Consider the following 18,169-nt stretch of genomic DNA (forward strand, 5'->3'; position numbering starts at 1 on the left):
CTGGGATGACTCCCTGCAGGAAGTACAGGTTGACGAAGTGATTATGGGGCATGTGCTCCAGGGTGGCAGCGGCCAAAACACCGCCCGCCAGGCCGCCATTTATGCCGGCATTCCCAAAGAATCCAACGCCTTTACGGTAAACAAGGTTTGTGGCTCGGGCTTAAAGGCCATTGCCCTGGGCGCCCAGGCCATCATGGCCGGCGAGGCGGAGGTGGTGGTGGCCGGTGGTATGGAGAATATGAGCCAGGCGCCTTATATCCTGCCCCGGGCCCGCTGGGGATACCGGATGGATGTCAACGCCAAAGGCGAATGCATTGACCTGATGGTTTACGATGGGCTGTGGGAAATTTTCTATGGTTACCATATGGGTAACACGGCGGAAAACATCGCCGCTAAATATGGAATCACCCGCCAGGAACAGGATGAGCTGGGCCTGCTCAGCCACCAGCGGGCCAGGGCCGCCATTAAAGAGGGGCTTTTTAAAGAAGAAATTGTGCCCGTAACCCTGCCCCAGAAGAAAGGCGAGCCGGTAGTCTTTGACACCGACGAGCAGCCCATGGACACCAGTATGGAAAAGATGGCCAAATTACGCCCGGTCTTCCGGTCCGATGGAACAGTGACCGCGGGCAACGCCTCGGGTATAAATGACGCTGCGGCGGCAGTGGTGCTGATGTCCCGGGAGAAGGCGAAGGAGCTGGGGCTAAAGCCCTGGGTAGCGATCAAAGCATATGCCTCTGGCGGTGTAGATCCGGCCTACATGGGCATCGGGCCGGTTCCGGCTGTAAGAAAAGCCCTGAAAAAGGCGGGACTAACCATCCAGGATATAGACGTGGTGGAACTGAATGAGGCCTTTGCCGCACAGGCCCTGGCCTGTATGAGGGAACTGGGCCTCACTCTGGAAAAAACCAACCCGTTGGGCAGCGGCATTTCTCTGGGTCACCCCATTGGCTGCACGGGAGCCAGGCTGGTCGTTACCATTATGTACGAAATGAAAAGAAGAAATTTACAAACGGGTTTGGTAACCATGTGTATCGGCGGAGGCCAGGGAATGGCCATGATTGTAGAAAATATTTAGGGGAGGTTAAAGGAGCTTATGGATGTACGAAAGGTGATGGTTGTAGGTGCTGGCCAGATGGGTTCGGGCATTGCCCAGGTGGCGGCAGTGGCCGGCTGCCAGGTTGTTTTGAATGACATTAAGGATGAATTTGTTCAACGGGGCCTGAACAATATCGAAAGGAACTTAAACCGGGATGTGAGCAAAGGGAGGTTGCAGGAGGATCAAAAGGTAGAAATCCTCGCCCGCATTACACCTTCCACCAGTCTGGCCGATGCTAAAGATGTGGACCTGGTCATTGAAGCGGCTATAGAAAATATGGAAGTGAAAGCCAACATTTTTAAACAACTGGATGAAATTTGCCCCGCCCACACCATCCTGGCCACCAATACCTCGTCGCTGCCCATAACCCAGATTGCCGCGGCAACGAAAAGGCCGGAAAAGGTTATTGGCATGCACTTTATGAACCCGGTGCCGGTAATGAAACTGGTAGAGGTTATCCGTGGACTGGCTACCTCCGATGAAACCTTTGCGGTGGTCAAGGCCATGAGTGAACGCATGGGCAAGGTGCCTGTAGAGGTCAACGATGCTCCGGGTTTTGTGTCCAACCGGGTGCTCCTGCCCATGATCAACGAAGCTATTTACTGTGTTTACGAAGGAATAGCCACTCCCGAAGCAGTGGACCAGGTGATGAAACTGGGTATGAACCATCCCATGGGACCACTGGCCCTGGCGGATCTCATTGGCCTGGACACCTGTCTTTACATCATGGAAGTGCTGCACAAGGAGCTGGGCGACAGCAAGTACCGCCCCTGCCCCTTGCTAAGAAAATACGTAGCCGCCGGCTGGTTGGGCCGCAAGACCGGCCGGGGATTCTACGTTTACAACCAGTGACTTCTGGCCTGAAGGTTTGGGAACAGAGGAGGTAGGATAATGTCCTGGAATAATATTCTGGTGGAAAAGGATGGCCCGGTGGCCATACTCACCATCAACCGGCCGCAGGTGTTGAACGCTCTAAATGCCGAGACGCTTACGGAGATCGACGGGGCTATCAAAGAACTGGGGGCAGACCCGGCGGTGCGGGTGATCATCATTACCGGTGCAGGGGAGAAGGCCTTTGTGGCCGGGGCGGACATTGCTTTTATGAGCAAGCTGACCCCCCTGGAGGCTAAAGATTTCGCCCGGCTGGGTCAGAAAGTATTGAGCAAGATTGAAAACCTGCCCAAACCGGTAATTGCTGCCGTCAATGGCTTTGCCCTGGGCGGTGGGTGCGAACTGGCCATGGCCTGTGATATTCGCGTAGCCTCGGAAAAGGCTAAATTCGGTCAACCGGAGGTTAATCTTGGTTTAATTGCCGGTTTCGGTGGAACCCAGCGTTTAACCAGACTGGTCAACCCCGGCCTGGCCAAGGAGATTTTGTTTACGGCGGATATGTTTGATGCCGAAACCGCCAGGCGCATCGGCCTGGTGAATCATGTGGTTCCGGCTGAGGAGTTGCTTAACTTTTGCCGGGGGATGGCTGAACGCATTGCCGCCCGGGGACCGGTGGCTGTACGGTTGACCAAGGAAGCAGTGAATGAAGGATTGGAAATGGATCTGGAAAAGGCCCTGGCCCACGAGGCCGATCTTTTCGGGCTGGTATTTGCCACGGCCGACCGGGAAGAAGGTATTACGGCCTTTTTAAACAAGCGCAAGCCGCAATTCCAGGGACGTTAGCTTGTGGTGCAAATTTGGATTTTTGGGCAATACAACTATTTATTACTTCCAGTTCCTCCTTACACGCTTCAGGAGGGAAAAATGCAGGCTGGATTATAACCAGAACAGCCTGCTTTTTTTGCATGCTCACCTCTGTTTAAAAAATATAGTATAATTATGATTAGAGGTACCTGGGTAGTTCGGCAATACTAGATGGGGGTGGGCTTGTGGACATAACCTGGCTCTTCCTGTTTCTGTGCCCTTATATGCTTTTATATTTTTACCTGTGGGACTTTACAACCTGGAACCACAGAAAAATAGTGATCTTCTGGGTGGCTGGCCTGTTTATTTTGATTGGTATCTATTCTTTAATTAATTTTTTAAATCCCATCCATCCAGCCTTCCCCGGACTTTTTTAATTAATTAGTTCTCATATTTCGGTAACCGCATACTTGCAAAAACGCTTGCATTCGGGAATAAAATATTCAGAAATACAGTACTCGGGAAAGCCGGGCAGGCTCTGGAAGCATGCCGGTGTATTTTTAACCCTGGCCAGTGGACAAACGGCACAACTGGGAGAACAACCATAACGCACGCATATTTCTCCCCGGGAACCAACTGGTACGGGTTGGTAGCAAGGTGGGCAATTGGGGTGGCTTTCCTGAGCTGGCGCTTTGAGATCACTCAATGAGGTTCACCTCGCTTCCATATCTCTATCTGCTATTTTATCATATGTAATGAGCTAAAAACACAAAAGTGTTGAAAAACTTGAGTGTAAACAACATATCTAACAGGGTTGGAATTAAACGGTGTTTAGGGTAATGCAAGAGAGGAAAGGCCGGTGTTTAATAAAATCTCCGTTGAAATGGGTCGGGGGAAAGGGGCAGCTTATTCCCCAGTTTGAGCCCTTTTTCCCGCCCAAAGTACGGGAAATGGCCGAACCTTTTTTCGGCGGTGGCGCTGTATTCTTTCACTTGCAACCATCCTGGGCCTTTCTTGTAGACAGTAATGAGGAGTTGATCAACTTTTACCTTGTGCTACGGGATCGCCTGGAAGAATTGCTGGTGGACCTTCGCTACCATAAAAACAGTGCCGAGTACTATTATTGGATAAGGTCAGTTGACCCGGCTACGTTAAATCCGGTACAACGAGCTTCACGCTTTCTGTACCTGAACAAGACAGGTTATAATGGTTTGTGGCGGGTAAACAAAAAGGGCCAGTACAATGTTCCCTTCGGACGTTATAAATATCCTAAAATAGTGGACGAGGAAAAACTCTCGAAGGCTAGCGCTGCCTTGAAAAATGCTGAAATTAGGTGCGGGGATTTTTCCCTGGTGCTCGAGGTTGCCCGGCCGGGAATGTTTATTTACCTGGATCCCCCCTATTACCCCCTTTCAGAGACATCCAATTTTACCAGTTACACTGCCGGCCAGTTTCACGAAAGGGATCAGCTGCGTCTGGCGGATCTTTTCAGGGAGCTTGATCGCCGGGGATGCCTGGTTATGCTCAGTAATTCCGACACCCAGTTTGTCCGGAAACTCTATGTGGGGTATGATATAAAAATAGTGTATGCCCGGCGGGCTATCAACTGCCGGGGCGACAGGCGGGGGGCTGTTACCGAGTTGGTGATTAGGAATTATGAATAAGGTGCGTTTGTTCCACTGGCTCAAATATTTAGGCTTTGTTAAGCCAAAGGCCCAACCGGTTTTAAGCCAGTCGGGCCTTTTTACTCGTCATCCCTGTCATCAACGGCTTCTCCCTGTTCACTTTCCATTAACCTGCCAAAGGATTCAAGCAGCCGTTTGGCCTTTTCCGGGCTAATACCGTATTTTGCCGCCACTTCCCTGACCTGCAGCCAGTCGTCGGTTTGGCCGGCATAAACTCTCTCTGCCAATGCTGGTGGCTTTTTCTGGATTAACACTACAATGCCATGAATCCTTTTTTCGCCAGGGCTAAAAGGAACATCTTCGTATTGGGGGTTGGCCGCACGTAGCTTCCAAAGGCCATCCTCGGAAATGATATACCTCACGGCTACCTCATCCCCGTTCATGAGTGCGACAGCTATCTGACCCGGTTCTGCCGCGTCAACTTTTTTACAAATGGCTATATCCCCGGGCATGATTCCGGCCCCGCTCATACTGTCATCCCTTACCTTAAAGGCAAAATCGGCGTCAAGCTCTTTGTCGATGCTCACGTAACCAAGAATATCCGCTTCGCTGTAGGGGGAAGCCCCGGCGCGTATGGTTCCTAAAAGGGGGACTTGTTTGATGGGCAGGAAGTCGGCCAGGGGTTTCTGGATAAGCGTACTGATGGTTTCCATTGGGACAATGCTTTCCCCCAAAAAAAAGGACAGGGGCTTGCCCAGAATAGTTGATATTCGTTTTAAATCATCTATGGAAATCCGCCTTTTCCCTTTTTCGTAAAGGTTGATGGCGGTTTTAGTGAACCCCAGCTTTTCACCTAGCTGCTCCTGGGTGAGTCCCCGGTCTTCCCGGGCAATCTTTATTCTTTTGCCAATTTCTTCATAATAATTTTTCATAATGTCACCTTAATTTTCACCAGGGAAGTGTAACTATATTATTCCTTATTATTCCTTAAAATTTCGGAAAAACCTCTTGACAGCAAGTTATCAGTATGATAACTTTAGAATAAATGGCAGGAACTTTTATTTTTGTCATTAAATTATCATTGAGAAAACATTGTACACGAGGTGATAACGTGGCCGGTCGCAAAAGCAAAATGGCCGAAATTGAGGCGAGGTTTGGCGAGCCCGTAGCAACACTTATCAGGCACTATTACTACGAAAAAGGGTATACCCTGGACCAGCTGGCCCAACTGTTTGGTGTGGGCAGGGCAACTGTTTCGGTATGGATGCTGAAACTCGGCCTTCCTACCAGGAGTTGGAAACTGCCCGACCCCGACTCCAACAGCGACAAGCGTAATGCGGCTGCTGAAAAGATTACCCTTCAAAAATAAGGGCGTACATTGGTGGCAAAAGGGGTAGCTAAAAAAAGAGAAAATATGAAAAGTTAAAGCCCGGGAAATGCACCTGTTAATAGGTATTATACCATAAATTGGAATAAATGCCAGGGCGGGAGACGATCTTCCTTCTATAGTTGTGAAAATTGTATGCGGCAGTCGTATAGTAAGTACGTATGAAAAAGTAAAACGAGAAGGTTTGTCAACGTTTCCAAGGATAAGTGCGTGCTAAAGAAGCGAGCTTGTTTATATCGTTTCCATGACTAAGGGGGGCGTAGCCTTGGATCGGAAACTCAGGGTGCAAATTGAGCACCTGCGCCGCAGGCTGAACGGCATAGACAGGGAAGATCAGGATCAGCTTCTAGCTTTAAGCCAGCGCCTGGACAGGTTGATTGTACAATACCAGCGGCAGGTTTTTGTGGCACTGAAGGATAGACAAGGGTGTCTCGGTCTAAAAAAGTAAGGGTTACACGTTAACTTTCGTTACTTTAGCCATTGCTTTCCCCGGGGGCAATGTTATAATAAAAGGAAAGGCTTTGAGCGGGAGGTTTAAGCATGTTTGTACGGGATTACATGAGTACTTCCCCCATCAGCATCTACTCGGGGACTCCCATTTTTGAAGCTTTAAACATTATGAAGAAAAATAAGATCAGGCATCTGCCGGTGGTGGACAAGGGCCGGCTGGTTGGATTGATTACCGAGCGGGACTTGCTTACCGTTACTCCCTCCCCGGCAACCACCCTTAGTGTTTTTGAAATGAATTACCTGCTTTCCAAAATGATAGTAAAGGATGTCATGAAAACCAATCCCATTACCGTGGGGCCGGACTGCACCATTGAAGAAGCGTCCTTGATTATGCGGGAGCATAAGATTGGCAGCCTGCCGGTAGTTGAGGATGACGGGCTCGTAGGAATTATTACCCAGACCGATATCCTGGACGCCTTGATCCGCATCTTTGGCCTGCGCAAAGCGGGGACCCGCCTGGTACTTGAAGTTAGCGATCGTATTGGCGCGCTGGCCGATATCCTGGCCGTAGTGAGGGAGCACCAGATCAATGTTATAGGCGTGGCTTGCCGGGAAAAGGAAAATCAACGGGTGCAAATTATGCTGCGCCTGAGCACGGTGGAGCCAGAATCCCTGGTGCACGATTTACAAAAACAGGGCTTTGAAGTGAAATCTGTTAGTTAACCAGTTTGGGGGGATGATATAGATCTTGGAAATCCGGCTCCCTGATGGGGCCGGATTGATTTTGATTTAATTTTTTGCCGGTGGTTACACTATATATTTGGATTTAGGTAAAGGAGAAGATCCCCATGGAATCCCTGGGCTCTCATGTTTTATCCCGTTACGCTACCATTGCTATCGACATAGCCACCCGCATCGCGCGGGGGGAATACCGTGAAGGGCAGAAAATTTTCGGCCGTTCTACTCTGGCTGGCAAGTATAATGTTTCTCCGGAAACTATCCGCCGGGCTTTAACCCTTTTGCAGGATACGGGGATTGTGCAGGTCTCCCCGGGAGTAGGGGTGGTGGTAAAATCCCAGAAGGCGGCGGAGGCCTTTCTGGCTGAATGCGGCCAGCGCCAGGTATTAAGAGATATGCAGGAACGGTTACACCGCCTGTTGCGGGAAAGGGATCGGATTAACAGCGAAATTGAGAAGCTCATGAATGAGCTGCTGGATTACACCTTTAAGATGGCCGGCAACCTGCAGCGGATTGAAGAAATCAGGGTGCTGCCCACATCGCCCCTTGTGGGTAAATCCTTGGCCGAAGCGGAGTTCCGGGCCAAAACAGGTTCAACCATACTGGCTATTTACCGTGGAGGTGAGGAAATCCTCTCGCCCCAGGCCGACACGGTAATCCAGGCCGGCGATGTACTGATTGTCCTGGCACCGCCGGAGTTAAAGGAACAGGTCTATCACCTGGTCAACGGCACGGCAGACAAACAATAAGAAAGCCCCTCCCGTAATGGGAGAGGCTTTCTTTTTAAGTTCTTTAATTCTGCTGCATTTTCTTGATAGCCTCGCGAATTTCGTCGACGGAAGCTTCTTCTTCAATGGTTGAGAGGTCACCCAGTTCCTTGCCGATCCACAGGGATTTCATCACCCGGCGCATAATTTTACCGCTGCGGGTTTTGGGCAAGGAGCTCACAAATTGAATATCCCGGATGATGACAATGGGCCCCATGGTGTTGCGTACGTGGGCAATTAAATCCTTTTTCATTTCTTCGCTGGGTTGGTAACCCTGTTTTAACACTACAAAGGCGCAGGCCACTTCACCTTTCAGTTCATCGGGTACGCCTGAAACACCTGCTTCCACCACTGCCGGGTGGGAGATGAGGGCGTTTTCAATTTCAATGGTGCCAATTCTGTGGGCGGCAATCTTAATTACCTCGTCTGAGCGGCCGGCAAACCAGATGTACCCGTCCTCATCAAAGGAAGCGGCGTCTCCACAGTAATATCTGCCCTGGGTAAAGGGTAGCCGCTCCCAGTATTCCTTCTGGTAGCCTTCCTCGTTGTTCCACAGGGTGGAGGTCAGTCCCGGGAACGGCCTCAGGATGGTGACAATTCCCTTCTCGCCGGGAGCTGTAGGCTTGCCTTCCTTGTCATCCACAATTTCAGCGATGATGCCGGGTACCGGAATGCCCGCGGAGCCGGGTTTAATGGGAATCATGCCCAGACCGTACGGGTTGGCAAAGATGGGGCCGGATGTTTCGGTTTGCCACATATGGTCCATGACGGGAATTTTGTTCTCAAATACCTGTTCCTGCAGCCAGCTCCAGGCGGCAGGGTTTAATACTTCTCCGGCACAGAAGACTCGTTTGACCGTGGTCAAATCGTGTTTTTTGGCGTGCTCAATGCCAAGTCTCATCAAGCCCCGCACACCGGTGGGGGATGTCCATATGGCGGTAACCTTGTTCCGCTCCACGATATCCCACCACATGTCCTGCCGCGGGTAGTCGGGAGTGCCTTCGTAAAGGACGCTGGTAGCCCCAACCAGGAGGGGTCCGTAAACGTTGTAACTGTGTCCTACAATCCAGCCGATGTCCGAAGTGCAGAACCATACATCGTCTTCCTGTAAAGCGTAAATCCACTTGGCCATGGAGTAAATGTAAATCTGGTAGCCGCCGTGTTTTTGCACGGTGACCTTCGGCTTGGCCGTAGTGCCGGAAGTGGGCAGAAGGAAGAGGGGTTCGTTTGCTTCCATGAGTTCCACTTCTGAACTCTGCCCTTCGCCCAGGGCCAGGAACTCGTCCCATAAAATGTCCCGTCCGGCTTTCATTGGCGGTGCTTGGTCTTTATTTTTCTGTAAAACCACCACTTTGGCAATTAAATCCTCGGGGCACATGGCCAGGGCGTCGTCAATCATTTTCTTTAAAGGTACTGGTTTGCCCCGCCGCAGGCCTTCGTCCTGGGTAAGGAGGTACCTGGCACCGGTGATCTGCAGGCGATCCGCCACTGCCCCGGCAGAAAAACCGGCAAAAATGACCACATGGATGGCTCCAATACGGGCACAGGCCAGCATGGCGGTAACCGATTCAATGCTCGTGGGCATGTAGATGGCCACCCGGTCACCCTTTTTTACCCCTAAACCCCTTAATGCGGCTGCATATTGTTTTACCAGGGAAAGGAGCTGGCCGTAGGTTACCACCTTTACCTCACCGGTTTCTCCCGATTCGGCAATAAAAGCCGCCCGGCCCGCCTTCCCTCTTTTAACCTTGTAGTCCACGCAGTTGTAGCAAATATTGGTCAAACCTCCAGAAAACCACTGGAAGGTAGGGTAATTCCAGGTAAATACTTTATCCCACTTTTTAAACCAGTGGATATCATGGGCCGCTTTATTGGCGGCTTCTGCCCAAAAGCCTTCCGGGTCCTCGGCTGCCCAGTCAATAAAAGCTTTCACCTGCGGGGGAACCATCCCGGTACCCATTTTTTCAGCCATTCGACATTACCTCCCCTTTAAATATTCCAAAAAAGCCTCTATCACTAAATATAAAATAAAAATATGGTAAAGATTAAGAAAATTCCGGCGGGATGTATTTTTTTAAGTCCGAGTGGATTTATAGCAGGAGCGAATGGACTGGCCAGTGAAATGGAAGCTATCATACGTTACGGAAACAGTTGCTCTAACAAGAATAAAGGAATCGCCCCGGCCGAAAAATAAAAAAGAGGCCACCTTACGGTGGCTTCTTTTAATAATGGTGGGCCAAAAGGAGGTAGGTGTGAAATTGGCTGGACTGTTTTTTCGCCTGTGCTTCCTTTCGGGCCGTAGCTTTCGCCGCTGCCTGCGGATGTTGCGCAGACTATTGCTGGTGCTGGTTATTTTTTTCAGTCCCATTATCGTTTTTTTGACTTTGATGATTAACCGGGAAATAATCCATTACCTGGCCCGGGCCTACTGGCTGACGGTGGTCTTTCCAGGAGTCGCGGCCATCATTAGAAGGGATGCAAGTAGCAACTGGTTTACCACGGGTTTTAACCAGGCAGTTCTCGGAGGATTGCTCACCCTGTACGGAGTAATTGTTACTGTATGGTACTATCATGCAACCAGGCAGCAGGAAGTGGCGGAAAAAAGATTATTTATTATCGAGGAATTGCTGGAAGAATTAAAAAGAAACAGGCGTGTTGTGGACGAGATTAGCAGAGATCCCAGTTGTTCTTTGCCTGGAGGGAAAATAACTTTTTCCGTGGGGGCCTGGGAACGGTTGGGGGCTGATGTGGCTCTTTTGCCACGACGCTTGCACATGCGCTTGAGTGTGCTTTATGCCTGTTTAGGAGAATGCACCTCGTGGTCAGATTTCCAGAACCGCCGCGCCACACTGGAACGCATTCCCGAGGTAATGGCGGAACTAAACCGCCTGCGCAGCCGGTTAAGCAAACAGGAGCTGGACTTCTAGCTTGCGTAGCCAATATTGACACCGGTTGTAAACGGGCCTATAATAACCTTAGTGGTTCTAAAAATTAAAGAGCCTTCGGGGACGGGTGGAATTCCCTACCGGCGGTATGGAAGTTAGACCTTCCAAGCCCGCGAGCCCTGCACCCACCTGGGTGATTGCAGGGTTGATCTGGTGAGAAGCCAGGGCCGACAGTAAAAGTCTGGATGGGAGAAGGCGTGAAGGCACTGCTTTTACAAAAAAAGCAGGATCATGCCCCATTATGCCCATTAGCCCTGAAGGTTGCTCGCCGAATCGGGGCTTTTTCTATTTTGTTTTGCAGGTGAGGGCATTGGACAGATACTACATGCAAATGGCTTTGGACCTGGCCCGGCGGGCCCTGGGCAGAACCAGCCCCAATCCCATGGTGGGGGCGGTGCTGGTAAAAGATGGCCAGGTAATTGGCCGGGGCTATCATGCCCGGGCCGGTACCCCCCATGCAGAGATTCATGCGTTAAATGAAGCCGGTGAGCAGGCTGCGGGAGCCACCCTTTATGTTACCCTGGAGCCGTGTTGCCACCGGGGACGTACAGGTCCCTGCACCGAGGCAATTCTGGCCGCCGGCGTCAAGCGGGTGGTGGCCGCCATGACCGATCCCAACCCCCTCGTTGCCGGACGGGGGTTGGAGCGGTTGCGCCAGGCCGGGGTTGAAGTGACCGTAGGAGTGATGGAGGAAGAGGCGCGGCGGTTAAATGAAGTTTTTGTAAAGTATATCACTACCCGTAGCCCCTTCGTGGTTTTAAAGGTGGCCATGAGCCTGGACGGTAAAATAGCTACCCGTACCGGGGAATCCCGCTGGATTACTGGCCCCCAAGCCCGGCTGGCCGTGCATCGTTTAAGGGATCGTTATGACGCCATCCTGGTTGGTGTAAATACAGTGCTGAAGGACAACCCTTCCCTGACTACCCGTATTCCGGGTGAGGATGGTAAGGACCCGGTGCGAGTCATTGTAGACAGCCTGGGCCGTACTCCTCCAGACGCGCGGGTGATTACCCAGCAATCTCCGGCACCAACCATTGTCGCCGTGACGGAAAGGGCGCCCGTACAAAACCTGCGCCGGCTGGAGGAAGCCGGGGCGCAGGTACTGGTGGTACCCGGGTCCGGATCCCGGGTGGATCTCTCCGTTTTAATGAAGGAACTGGCCCGCCGGGAGATAACCAGCGTGCTGGTGGAGGGGGGCGGGGAAATTCACGCCTCTTTCCTGGAATCCCGCCTGGTAGACAAGGTGATCTGGTTTATTGCCCCCCTGATTATTGGCGGACGCCAGGCGCCCGGGCCTGTAGGCGGGGAAGGGCCGGCCCGGCTCCTGGAAGCAGTGCGATTGAAGGATGTTTCCTTTACCCGTTACGGGGGGGACTTCTATGTGGAGGGGTATGTGGATGGCGGGGGTGAAGGTTCATGTTCACCGGACTAGTAGAGGAAATAGGCATTTTGCGCCGTATAACCCGGGGAAAGGATTCCGCCCGGTTGACCATAGAGGCCTCCAAGATTGCCGGCGACCTGCAGTTAGGAGACAGTGTAGCCGTAAACGGCGTATGCCTGACAGTGGTGGCCTTTGACCGTTCTTCTTTTACGGCAGATGTGATGGCCGAAACCCTGGCCAGAACCAATCTTGACCATTTAGAGCCAGGAGACCGGGTCAACCTGGAACGGGCTTTGCGTTTAGGAGATCGCCTGGGCGGTCACCTGGTTACGGGGCATATTGACGGCGTGGGCCGGATTTTACACCGCCAGGAACATGACATAGCCATCGTGTTGACCATTGGCGCCGCACATGAGGTGGTGCGTTATATGGTAAAAAAAGGTTCGGTGGCTGTTGACGGTACCAGTTTGACGGTGGTGGAGGTGGGTAAGGGGGATTTTTCAGTATCCCTGATCCCCCATACTGCCCGTCATACTATCCTGGGCAGTAAAAATACAGGGGACCTGGTGAACTTGGAAACGGATATTATCGGGAAGTATGTAGAAAGGTTCCTGGCCCTCCCCGGCCAGGAACGGGATCAACGTAAAAAATCAAGCATTTCGCTGGATTTTCTTGCCGAGCACGGCTATATATCAAAGTAGACGGGGAGTGACGGGACATGGAATTTCGTTTCAACACCGTAGAAGAAGCCATCGAGGATATTCGCCAGGGCAAAATGGTGGTGGTTGTGGATGATGAGGACCGGGAAAATGAAGGGGATGTGATCATGGCGGCAGAAAAGGTCACTCCCGAGGCGGTTAACTTTATGGCTACCCATGCCCGGGGGTTGATCTGCATGCCCATAACCAATGAGCGGGCGGATGAACTGGATCTGCCCCTTATGGTCACCCATAATACCGATAAACACGGTACCGCTTTTACCGTGTCCGTGGATCATAAAGATACCAGTACGGGTATTTCTGCCTACGAGCGGGCACAGACCATCAAAGCCATTTTAGATCCGGCTACCCGCCCCGAAGATCTGCGCCGCCCGGGACATATTTTCCCCCTGCGTGCCCGGGAAGGAGGGGTGCTGCGCCGGGCCGGACATACTGAGGCAGCGGTAGATCTGGCCCGTCTGGCCGGCCTGTACCCGGCAGGGGTAATTTGCGAGGTTATGAAGGAAGATGGGACCATGGCCCGGGTACCGGAGTTAATGGCCTTTTGCCGGCAACACGGTCTAAAAATCATTACCATTGCCGATTTAATCAAGTACCGGCGGCGGACGGAAAAACTGGTGCGCCGGGTGGATTCCGCCCATCTGCCCACTAAATATGGTGATTTTACTGCCGTGGCTTATGAGAGCCTGCTGGATGGCAAGGGCCATCTTGCCCTGGTCAAAGGGGATTTAAGCCAGGTGGAGGCTCCCCTGGTGCGGGTCCATTCCGAGTGCCTGACAGGCGATGTCTTGGGTTCCACCCGCTGCGATTGCGGTGATCAGCTTGCCCGGGCCATGCAAATGATCGCCAAGGAAGGAGTCGGGGTGCTCCTCTACATGCGGCAGGAAGGCCGGGGTATTGGCCTTTTAAACAAAATCCGTGCTTACAAGCTGCAGGATCAGGGGAAGGATACGGTGGAAGCCAACGAGGCTTTAGGCTTTCCACCCGATTTGCGGGATTACGGTATTGGGGCTCAAATCCTGGCTGATCTGGGGCTCAAGAAAATTCGTTTGCTCACCAACAACCCCCGGAAAATTGCCGGTTTGGAGGGTTACGGCCTGGAAGTGGTGGCCCGGATACCCATTGAGGTATGTCCCAGCAAATACAACCGGTTTTACCTGGCGACGAAAAGAAAGAAACTGGGCCACCTGCTCAATATCGCCGATGAGGTAAGCTAGAAGAAGGAGTCTAGAAAATCTCACGGGCGGCAATTGTTTGAGAAACTGCAGCGGCAGCCGGACAGTTGCCGCCCGGCCATTGGGCAACGATAGAGGATAACGATATTGGGATAATTAGGATATAGATAGAAAGGAGAAACAAAATGCCGAAGGTATACGAAGGACATCTGGTTGGTCAGGGGTTGCGCTTTGGTCTGGTGGTGGGTCGTTTTAACGAGTTTATTACCAACAAGCTGTTGACGGGGGCACTGGATGCCCTGCACCGGCATGGTGTTGCCGATCAGGATATTGAGATTGCGTGGGTGCCCGGAGCCTTTGAAATTCCCGTGGTGGCCCGGCGCATGGTGGCTATGCAGCGCTTTGATGCGGTAATTTGTCTGGGAGCGGTGATCCGTGGGGCCACGCCCCATTTCGATTATGTGGCTGCCGAGGTGGCCAAGGGCGTGGCCAAAGTGGGGCTGGATACCGGTGTACCGACAATTTTTGGCATCATCACTGCCGACACCCTGGAGCAGGCCATTGAGCGGGCGGGAACCAAGGCTGGCAACAAGGGTTGGGATGCGGCGGTAGGGGCCATTGAAATGGCCAATCTCATGCGCAGCCTTGGCTAGGGAAAGGGGGCCACACCGGTGCGGGCGGCACATACAGTCCAGAACTTAAAAGAAGTGGCTGATTTTCGTGTTACACCCCATAATCGTCTTTTCTCAGCCGACGGTCAGGAAATCCTTGCGGGCTGGACCACGGACATTTACTTTATCAAAACCAGGGAAATCCTGCGGGCCATGGGGCTTGCCGGGACAGAAGTGGTGGCCGAAGTTTTTGCCGGCAAAAGGGGTGTGCTGGCCGGAGTGCCGGAGGTAAAAAATCTTTTGGCCGGAACGGGGGTTGAAGTTTGGGCCTTACCCGAGGGGGAATGGTTTGGGGAAAAGGAAGTTGTTCTGCGTATCCACGGCCCCTACGACCGGTTTGGTATTTATGAAACGGCCATACTGGGTATTCTGGCCAGTTCCAGCGGCTGGGCTACGGCAGCCAGGCAGTGTAAGGAAGCCGCGGGCAACAAGCGGGTGATTTGCTTTGGTGCCCGTCACGTTCACCCGGCAGTGGCGCCGGTTATGGAAAGGGCGGCGGTGGTGGGGGGAGCCGACGGTGCCAGCTGTATTTTAGGGGCCAAACTGGCCGGTCAGGAGCCCGTGGGCACCTTGCCCCACGCTGTTATGCTCATTGTGGGAGACACCCTGGAGGTAGCCCTGGCCTACCAGCGGACCATGCCTGCAGGTACGCCGGTGATTGTGCTGGTGGATACCTTTAAGGATGAGGCCGAAGAAGCAGTGCGAGTTGCCCAGACCCTGGGGAAAGATCTGGCGGCCATCAGGCTGGATACCCCTAGCGAGCGGGGAGGGGTTACTCCCGCTCTGGTCCGGGAAGTGCGTGCCCGGTTGGATCAGGCGGGATACAAGCACGTGGAGATTGTGGTCAGCGGCGGTTTAACCCCCGAGCGGATCCAGTTGCTGGACCAGGCGGGGGCGGATGCCTTCGGGGTGGGCAGCTACATATCCGGTGCTTCACCAATAGACATGACCATGGATTTGAAAGAAGTCAACGGGAAGCCCGTTGCCAAGCGGGGGCGTATACCAGGCATTACCCCAAATCCCCGTTTGCAGAGGATCCTTTAAACATCGACCTTCTCCACAAAATAAAAAACGGCTTGACAGCCGCTTTCTCTAGATAGCCCTTTGCACCTTGCCGCTGCGCAGGCAGCGGGTGCACACCAGGATCCTTCTGGGAGTACCGTTGACCAGAGCCCTTACCCGCTGTAAGTTGGGTTGCCAGGTTCTTTTGGTCCGGATATGGGAGTGGCTTACCTGCATCCCAACCACCACACCTTTACCGCAAACAGCACATTTCCTGGCCAATAGAGCCACCTCCTTTTTCTAGACCACTCTTTACATTCTAGCAAAAATACCACTGCCGTGCAAGGTGAAACGGGTGAAAGTGTCCCAGATTTCATAAATTCTCGGGCTTCCCGTAGCGGAAAGGAACGCCGCTCGGCGGGGAAGGTAGGGACCTGCTCCGGCGGCAGGGGTTGAAAAGGAGGTAAAACCTTTCGACACAAACCCGATGGTTGAAGTTGATTTTGAGCAGTATCCCGTACAATATTTGAAAATGGTAGGCCCACGCCGTTTTGCCCTGCTGAAGAGATTGGGGATCAGGACGGTAAAAGATTTGCTTTACCACTTTCCCCGGGAATACCAGGAACGCACGGTAAAGCCGTCTTATGCCTGTGCCCATGGGGAACAGGTTACCCTGCAGGGAAGGGTTGTGGGAGTCACCGAGTTAAGCCCCAGATCCGGATTATGGATCACAAGGGTAAAAGTGCAGGAACCGACGGGGCACTTTTTTGCCGTCTGGTTTAACCAGCGCTACATAAAAAAACTGTTTACTGCTGGCAGCCACGTACAGGTTACGGGAAAAATTGAACGCCGCTTTGGAGAAATTCAGCTGCTGGTTGCCGATTATGAATTGTTAGAGGGCGAGGATCCCGTACCACAGGAGGGTATAGTACCTATTTATCCCCTTACGGAACAATTGACCCAGCGTCTCATGCGGTCCTTAATGCGCCTTGCCCTGGACGAGTGGACACCCCGCATCAACGATTTCCTCCCCCCAGGGGTGCGGCAGAAATTTTTCCTGCCCGAGCTTCCCAGCGCCCTGTGCCAGATCCACTTTCCGGCCACCGAGAAAGAGGCCATCAGGGCGAGAAAACGCTTTATTTTTGAGGAGCTGTTTTTGCTCCAGCTGGTCCTGGCCTTAAGGCGCAGGCAAATTACCCGGAAGTTAAAACCGCACCGTTATCACGATCACGAAGACCTGGTGGGAAGATTTCTTTCCAGTTTGCCCTTTACCTTAACTCCCGGTCAGCAGCGGGCCTGGGAAGAAATCAAAGCCGACATGGATGCTCCCTGGCCCATGAACCGGTTGTTGCAGGGAGATGTGGGGGCGGGCAAAACTGTGGTCAGCACCTTGGCCCTACTCCGGGCCGTGGGTAGCGGACTACAGGGAGCGCTAATGGTACCCACAGAAATCCTGGCTGAACAGCATCACCTTACTCTCTCCCGGAGCCTGGCTTCCCTGGGAATAAAAGTTGGCCTGCTTTCAGGGAGCATGAGAAAGAAGGAGAGGGAGAGACTGTTAGCCGGTCTCGCCTGCGGGGAGATACCCCTGGTGGTGGGTACTCATGCTTTAATTCAAGAAAAAGTGCAGTTTAAATCACTGGCCCTGGTGGTTATTGACGAGCAGCACCGTTTTGGGGTGCGCCAGAGGGCCATTTTACAATATAAAGGACACTGTCCGGACGTGCTAGTCATGACGGCGACACCCATTCCCCGTACCTTGGCCCTTACCCTCTACGGGGATCTGGAGGTAAGCACTATTTCCGAACTGCCTCCCGGGCGGCGGCCGGTACAAACTTATGCTTTTCCTTCTTCTCGTCTGCCTGATGTTTATGGCCTGGTGCGGCGGGAAGTGGAAAAGGGACACCAGGCTTATGTGGTTTGCCCCCTGGTGGAGGAATCAGAAAAACTCGATGTCCGGGCTGCCGTGGAATTGATGGAGGAACTTTCCCGGGGCCCTCTGGCCGGATGCCGGCTGGGTTTGCTCCACGGCCGCTTGAAACCGGCGGAAAAGGAGGATGTGATGGAAGCCTTTCGCACGGGCCAAATCCAGGTACTGGTAACGACCAGCGTGGTGGAAGTTGGTGTGGATGTACCCAACGCCACGGCAATGGTGATCCTGGACGCCGAGCGTTTCGGGCTGGCCCAGTTACACCAGTTGCGGGGGCGGGTGGGGCGGGGGAAAGCACAATCCTACTGTGTTCTGGTTTCCGACAGTACCACCGAAGAAGCCCGCTACAGGTTGGAGGCGATGACCTCCACCACCGATGGCTTTGTCCTGGCGGAGAAAGATTTACAGTTAAGGGGGCCGGGGGAACTTACGGGCACCAGGCAATCGGGGCTGCCTGAGTTTAAAATAGCCGACCTGGTCCGGGACTGGCGCGCTCTGCAGCTTGCCCGGCAGGAAGCGGTTGCTTTAATAAAAAAAGATCCCGAGTTAAAAGCGCCGGAACACCGCCTCCTGGCTCGGGAGTTGCGCTTAAGGTTTGGCGGGAAGGCGGGATACCTGGATATCGGTTAAAATGCCAAGATAAAAGCC

At 52.8% G+C, this 18,169-nt stretch carries 18 protein-coding genes and 1 riboswitch; of the genes, 15 read left to right on the top strand and 3 right to left on the bottom strand.

What is annotated here, in order from left to right; genetic code table 11:
- From BUA65_RS14110 to BUA65_RS14135, 4 genes are all read left to right on the top strand, one after another.
- Positions 1 to 1,075, top strand: a 1,075-nt coding sequence (locus tag BUA65_RS14110; RefSeq protein WP_072870625.1) for an acetyl-CoA C-acetyltransferase, incomplete at its 5' end; no start/stop codon positions are given.
- Between the two features lie 18 nt (positions 1,076 to 1,093).
- On the top strand, positions 1,094 to 1,948 hold the full coding sequence (locus BUA65_RS14115) for a 3-hydroxybutyryl-CoA dehydrogenase (protein WP_072870626.1): 855 nt from the start codon (positions 1,094 to 1,096) through the stop codon (positions 1,946 to 1,948).
- 39 nt (positions 1,949 to 1,987) lie between these two features.
- Positions 1,988 to 2,770 carry an enoyl-CoA hydratase-related protein gene (locus BUA65_RS14120; RefSeq protein WP_072870628.1) on the top strand — a complete coding sequence of 261 codons (783 nt, stop codon included), beginning with the start codon at positions 1,988 to 1,990 and terminating at the stop codon, positions 2,768 to 2,770.
- A gap of 800 nt (positions 2,771 to 3,570) precedes the next feature.
- Positions 3,571 to 4,395 (top strand): DNA adenine methylase, encoded by an 825-nt coding sequence (locus tag BUA65_RS14135; RefSeq protein WP_072870631.1) that lies wholly within the window; start codon positions 3,571 to 3,573, stop codon positions 4,393 to 4,395.
- Positions 4,396 to 4,475: 80 nt separating this feature from the next.
- Here the strand turns inward: BUA65_RS14135 and BUA65_RS14140 are convergent, their stop codons facing one another.
- The gene (locus BUA65_RS14140; protein ID WP_072870632.1) at positions 4,476 to 5,288 is read right to left on the bottom strand and encodes a LexA family protein; all 813 of its coding nucleotides are present in this window, start codon (positions 5,286 to 5,288) and stop codon (positions 4,476 to 4,478) included.
- Between the two features lie 179 nt (positions 5,289 to 5,467).
- Between BUA65_RS14140 and BUA65_RS14145 the strand changes: the two genes are divergently transcribed.
- The 4 genes from BUA65_RS14145 to BUA65_RS14160 all read left to right on the top strand — a co-directional run bounded on the left by BUA65_RS14145 (position 5,468) and on the right by BUA65_RS14160 (position 7,680).
- On the top strand, positions 5,468 to 5,725 hold the full coding sequence (locus BUA65_RS14145) for a DDE transposase family protein (RefSeq protein WP_072870633.1): 258 nt from the start codon (positions 5,468 to 5,470) through the stop codon (positions 5,723 to 5,725).
- 283 nt (positions 5,726 to 6,008) lie between these two features.
- Positions 6,009 to 6,191 carry an aspartyl-phosphate phosphatase Spo0E family protein gene (locus BUA65_RS14150; RefSeq protein WP_072870634.1) on the top strand — a complete coding sequence of 61 codons (183 nt, stop codon included), beginning with the start codon at positions 6,009 to 6,011 and terminating at the stop codon, positions 6,189 to 6,191.
- 92 nt (positions 6,192 to 6,283) lie between these two features.
- Positions 6,284 to 6,916, top strand: coding sequence for a CBS and ACT domain-containing protein (locus BUA65_RS14155; protein WP_072870636.1), 633 nt, complete (start codon positions 6,284 to 6,286; stop codon positions 6,914 to 6,916).
- 125 nt (positions 6,917 to 7,041) lie between these two features.
- The gene (locus tag BUA65_RS14160; protein WP_072870637.1) at positions 7,042 to 7,680 is read left to right on the top strand and encodes a GntR family transcriptional regulator; all 639 of its coding nucleotides are present in this window, start codon (positions 7,042 to 7,044) and stop codon (positions 7,678 to 7,680) included.
- Positions 7,681 to 7,723: 43 nt separating this feature from the next.
- On the opposite strand, the gene BUA65_RS14165 is transcribed toward BUA65_RS14160, so the two are convergent.
- Positions 7,724 to 9,670 carry an acetate--CoA ligase gene (locus BUA65_RS14165; protein WP_072870639.1) on the bottom strand — a complete coding sequence of 649 codons (1,947 nt, stop codon included), beginning with the start codon at positions 9,668 to 9,670 and terminating at the stop codon, positions 7,724 to 7,726.
- A gap of 286 nt (positions 9,671 to 9,956) precedes the next feature.
- Here BUA65_RS14165 and BUA65_RS14170 point away from each other — a divergent pair, with 286 nt between their 5' ends.
- The 6 genes from BUA65_RS14170 (at position 9,957) to BUA65_RS14195 (ending at position 15,633) form a co-directional block, all read left to right on the top strand.
- Positions 9,957 to 10,625: a hypothetical protein gene (locus tag BUA65_RS14170; protein ID WP_131821521.1), complete on the top strand. Its 669-nt coding sequence runs from the start codon at positions 9,957 to 9,959 to the stop codon at positions 10,623 to 10,625.
- A 67-nt stretch (positions 10,626 to 10,692) separates the two neighbouring features.
- Positions 10,693 to 10,844, top strand: a riboswitch (FMN riboswitch).
- 124 nt (positions 10,845 to 10,968) lie between these two features.
- A complete protein-coding gene (ribD, locus tag BUA65_RS14175) occupies positions 10,969 to 12,075 on the top strand; it encodes a bifunctional diaminohydroxyphosphoribosylaminopyrimidine deaminase/5-amino-6-(5-phosphoribosylamino)uracil reductase RibD (RefSeq protein ID WP_072870668.1) in 1,107 nt (368 codons plus the stop codon).
- A complete protein-coding gene (locus tag BUA65_RS14180; RefSeq protein WP_072870642.1) occupies positions 12,060 to 12,725 on the top strand; it encodes a riboflavin synthase in 666 nt (221 codons plus the stop codon). The genes ribD and BUA65_RS14180 overlap by 16 nt, the downstream gene beginning before the upstream one ends.
- Before the next feature lie 17 nt (positions 12,726 to 12,742).
- On the top strand, positions 12,743 to 13,960 hold the full coding sequence (locus BUA65_RS14185; protein ID WP_072870644.1) for a bifunctional 3,4-dihydroxy-2-butanone-4-phosphate synthase/GTP cyclohydrolase II: 1,218 nt from the start codon (positions 12,743 to 12,745) through the stop codon (positions 13,958 to 13,960).
- Positions 13,961 to 14,103: 143 nt separating this feature from the next.
- Positions 14,104 to 14,571, top strand: coding sequence for a 6,7-dimethyl-8-ribityllumazine synthase (ribH, locus tag BUA65_RS14190; RefSeq protein ID WP_013822345.1), 468 nt, complete (start codon positions 14,104 to 14,106; stop codon positions 14,569 to 14,571).
- Between the two features lie 18 nt (positions 14,572 to 14,589).
- Positions 14,590 to 15,633 (top strand): nicotinate phosphoribosyltransferase, encoded by a 1,044-nt coding sequence (locus tag BUA65_RS14195; protein ID WP_072870645.1) that lies wholly within the window; start codon positions 14,590 to 14,592, stop codon positions 15,631 to 15,633.
- A 48-nt stretch (positions 15,634 to 15,681) separates the two neighbouring features.
- Here the strand turns inward: BUA65_RS14195 and rpmB are convergent, their stop codons facing one another.
- On the bottom strand, positions 15,682 to 15,873 hold the full coding sequence (gene rpmB, locus BUA65_RS14200) for a 50S ribosomal protein L28 (protein ID WP_013822347.1): 192 nt from the start codon (positions 15,871 to 15,873) through the stop codon (positions 15,682 to 15,684).
- A 205-nt stretch (positions 15,874 to 16,078) separates the two neighbouring features.
- On the opposite strand from rpmB, the gene recG reads away from it, so the two are divergent.
- Entirely contained in the window at positions 16,079 to 18,151 is a 2,073-nt protein-coding gene (gene recG / locus BUA65_RS14205; protein WP_072870647.1) for an ATP-dependent DNA helicase RecG, read from the top strand.
- The last annotated feature ends 18 nt before the right edge of the window (positions 18,152 to 18,169 follow it).

The organism is Desulfofundulus thermosubterraneus DSM 16057 (assembly GCF_900142025.1).
In the GTDB taxonomy this organism is placed as follows: Bacteria; Bacillota; Desulfotomaculia; order Desulfotomaculales; family Desulfovirgulaceae; genus Desulfofundulus; species Desulfofundulus thermosubterraneus.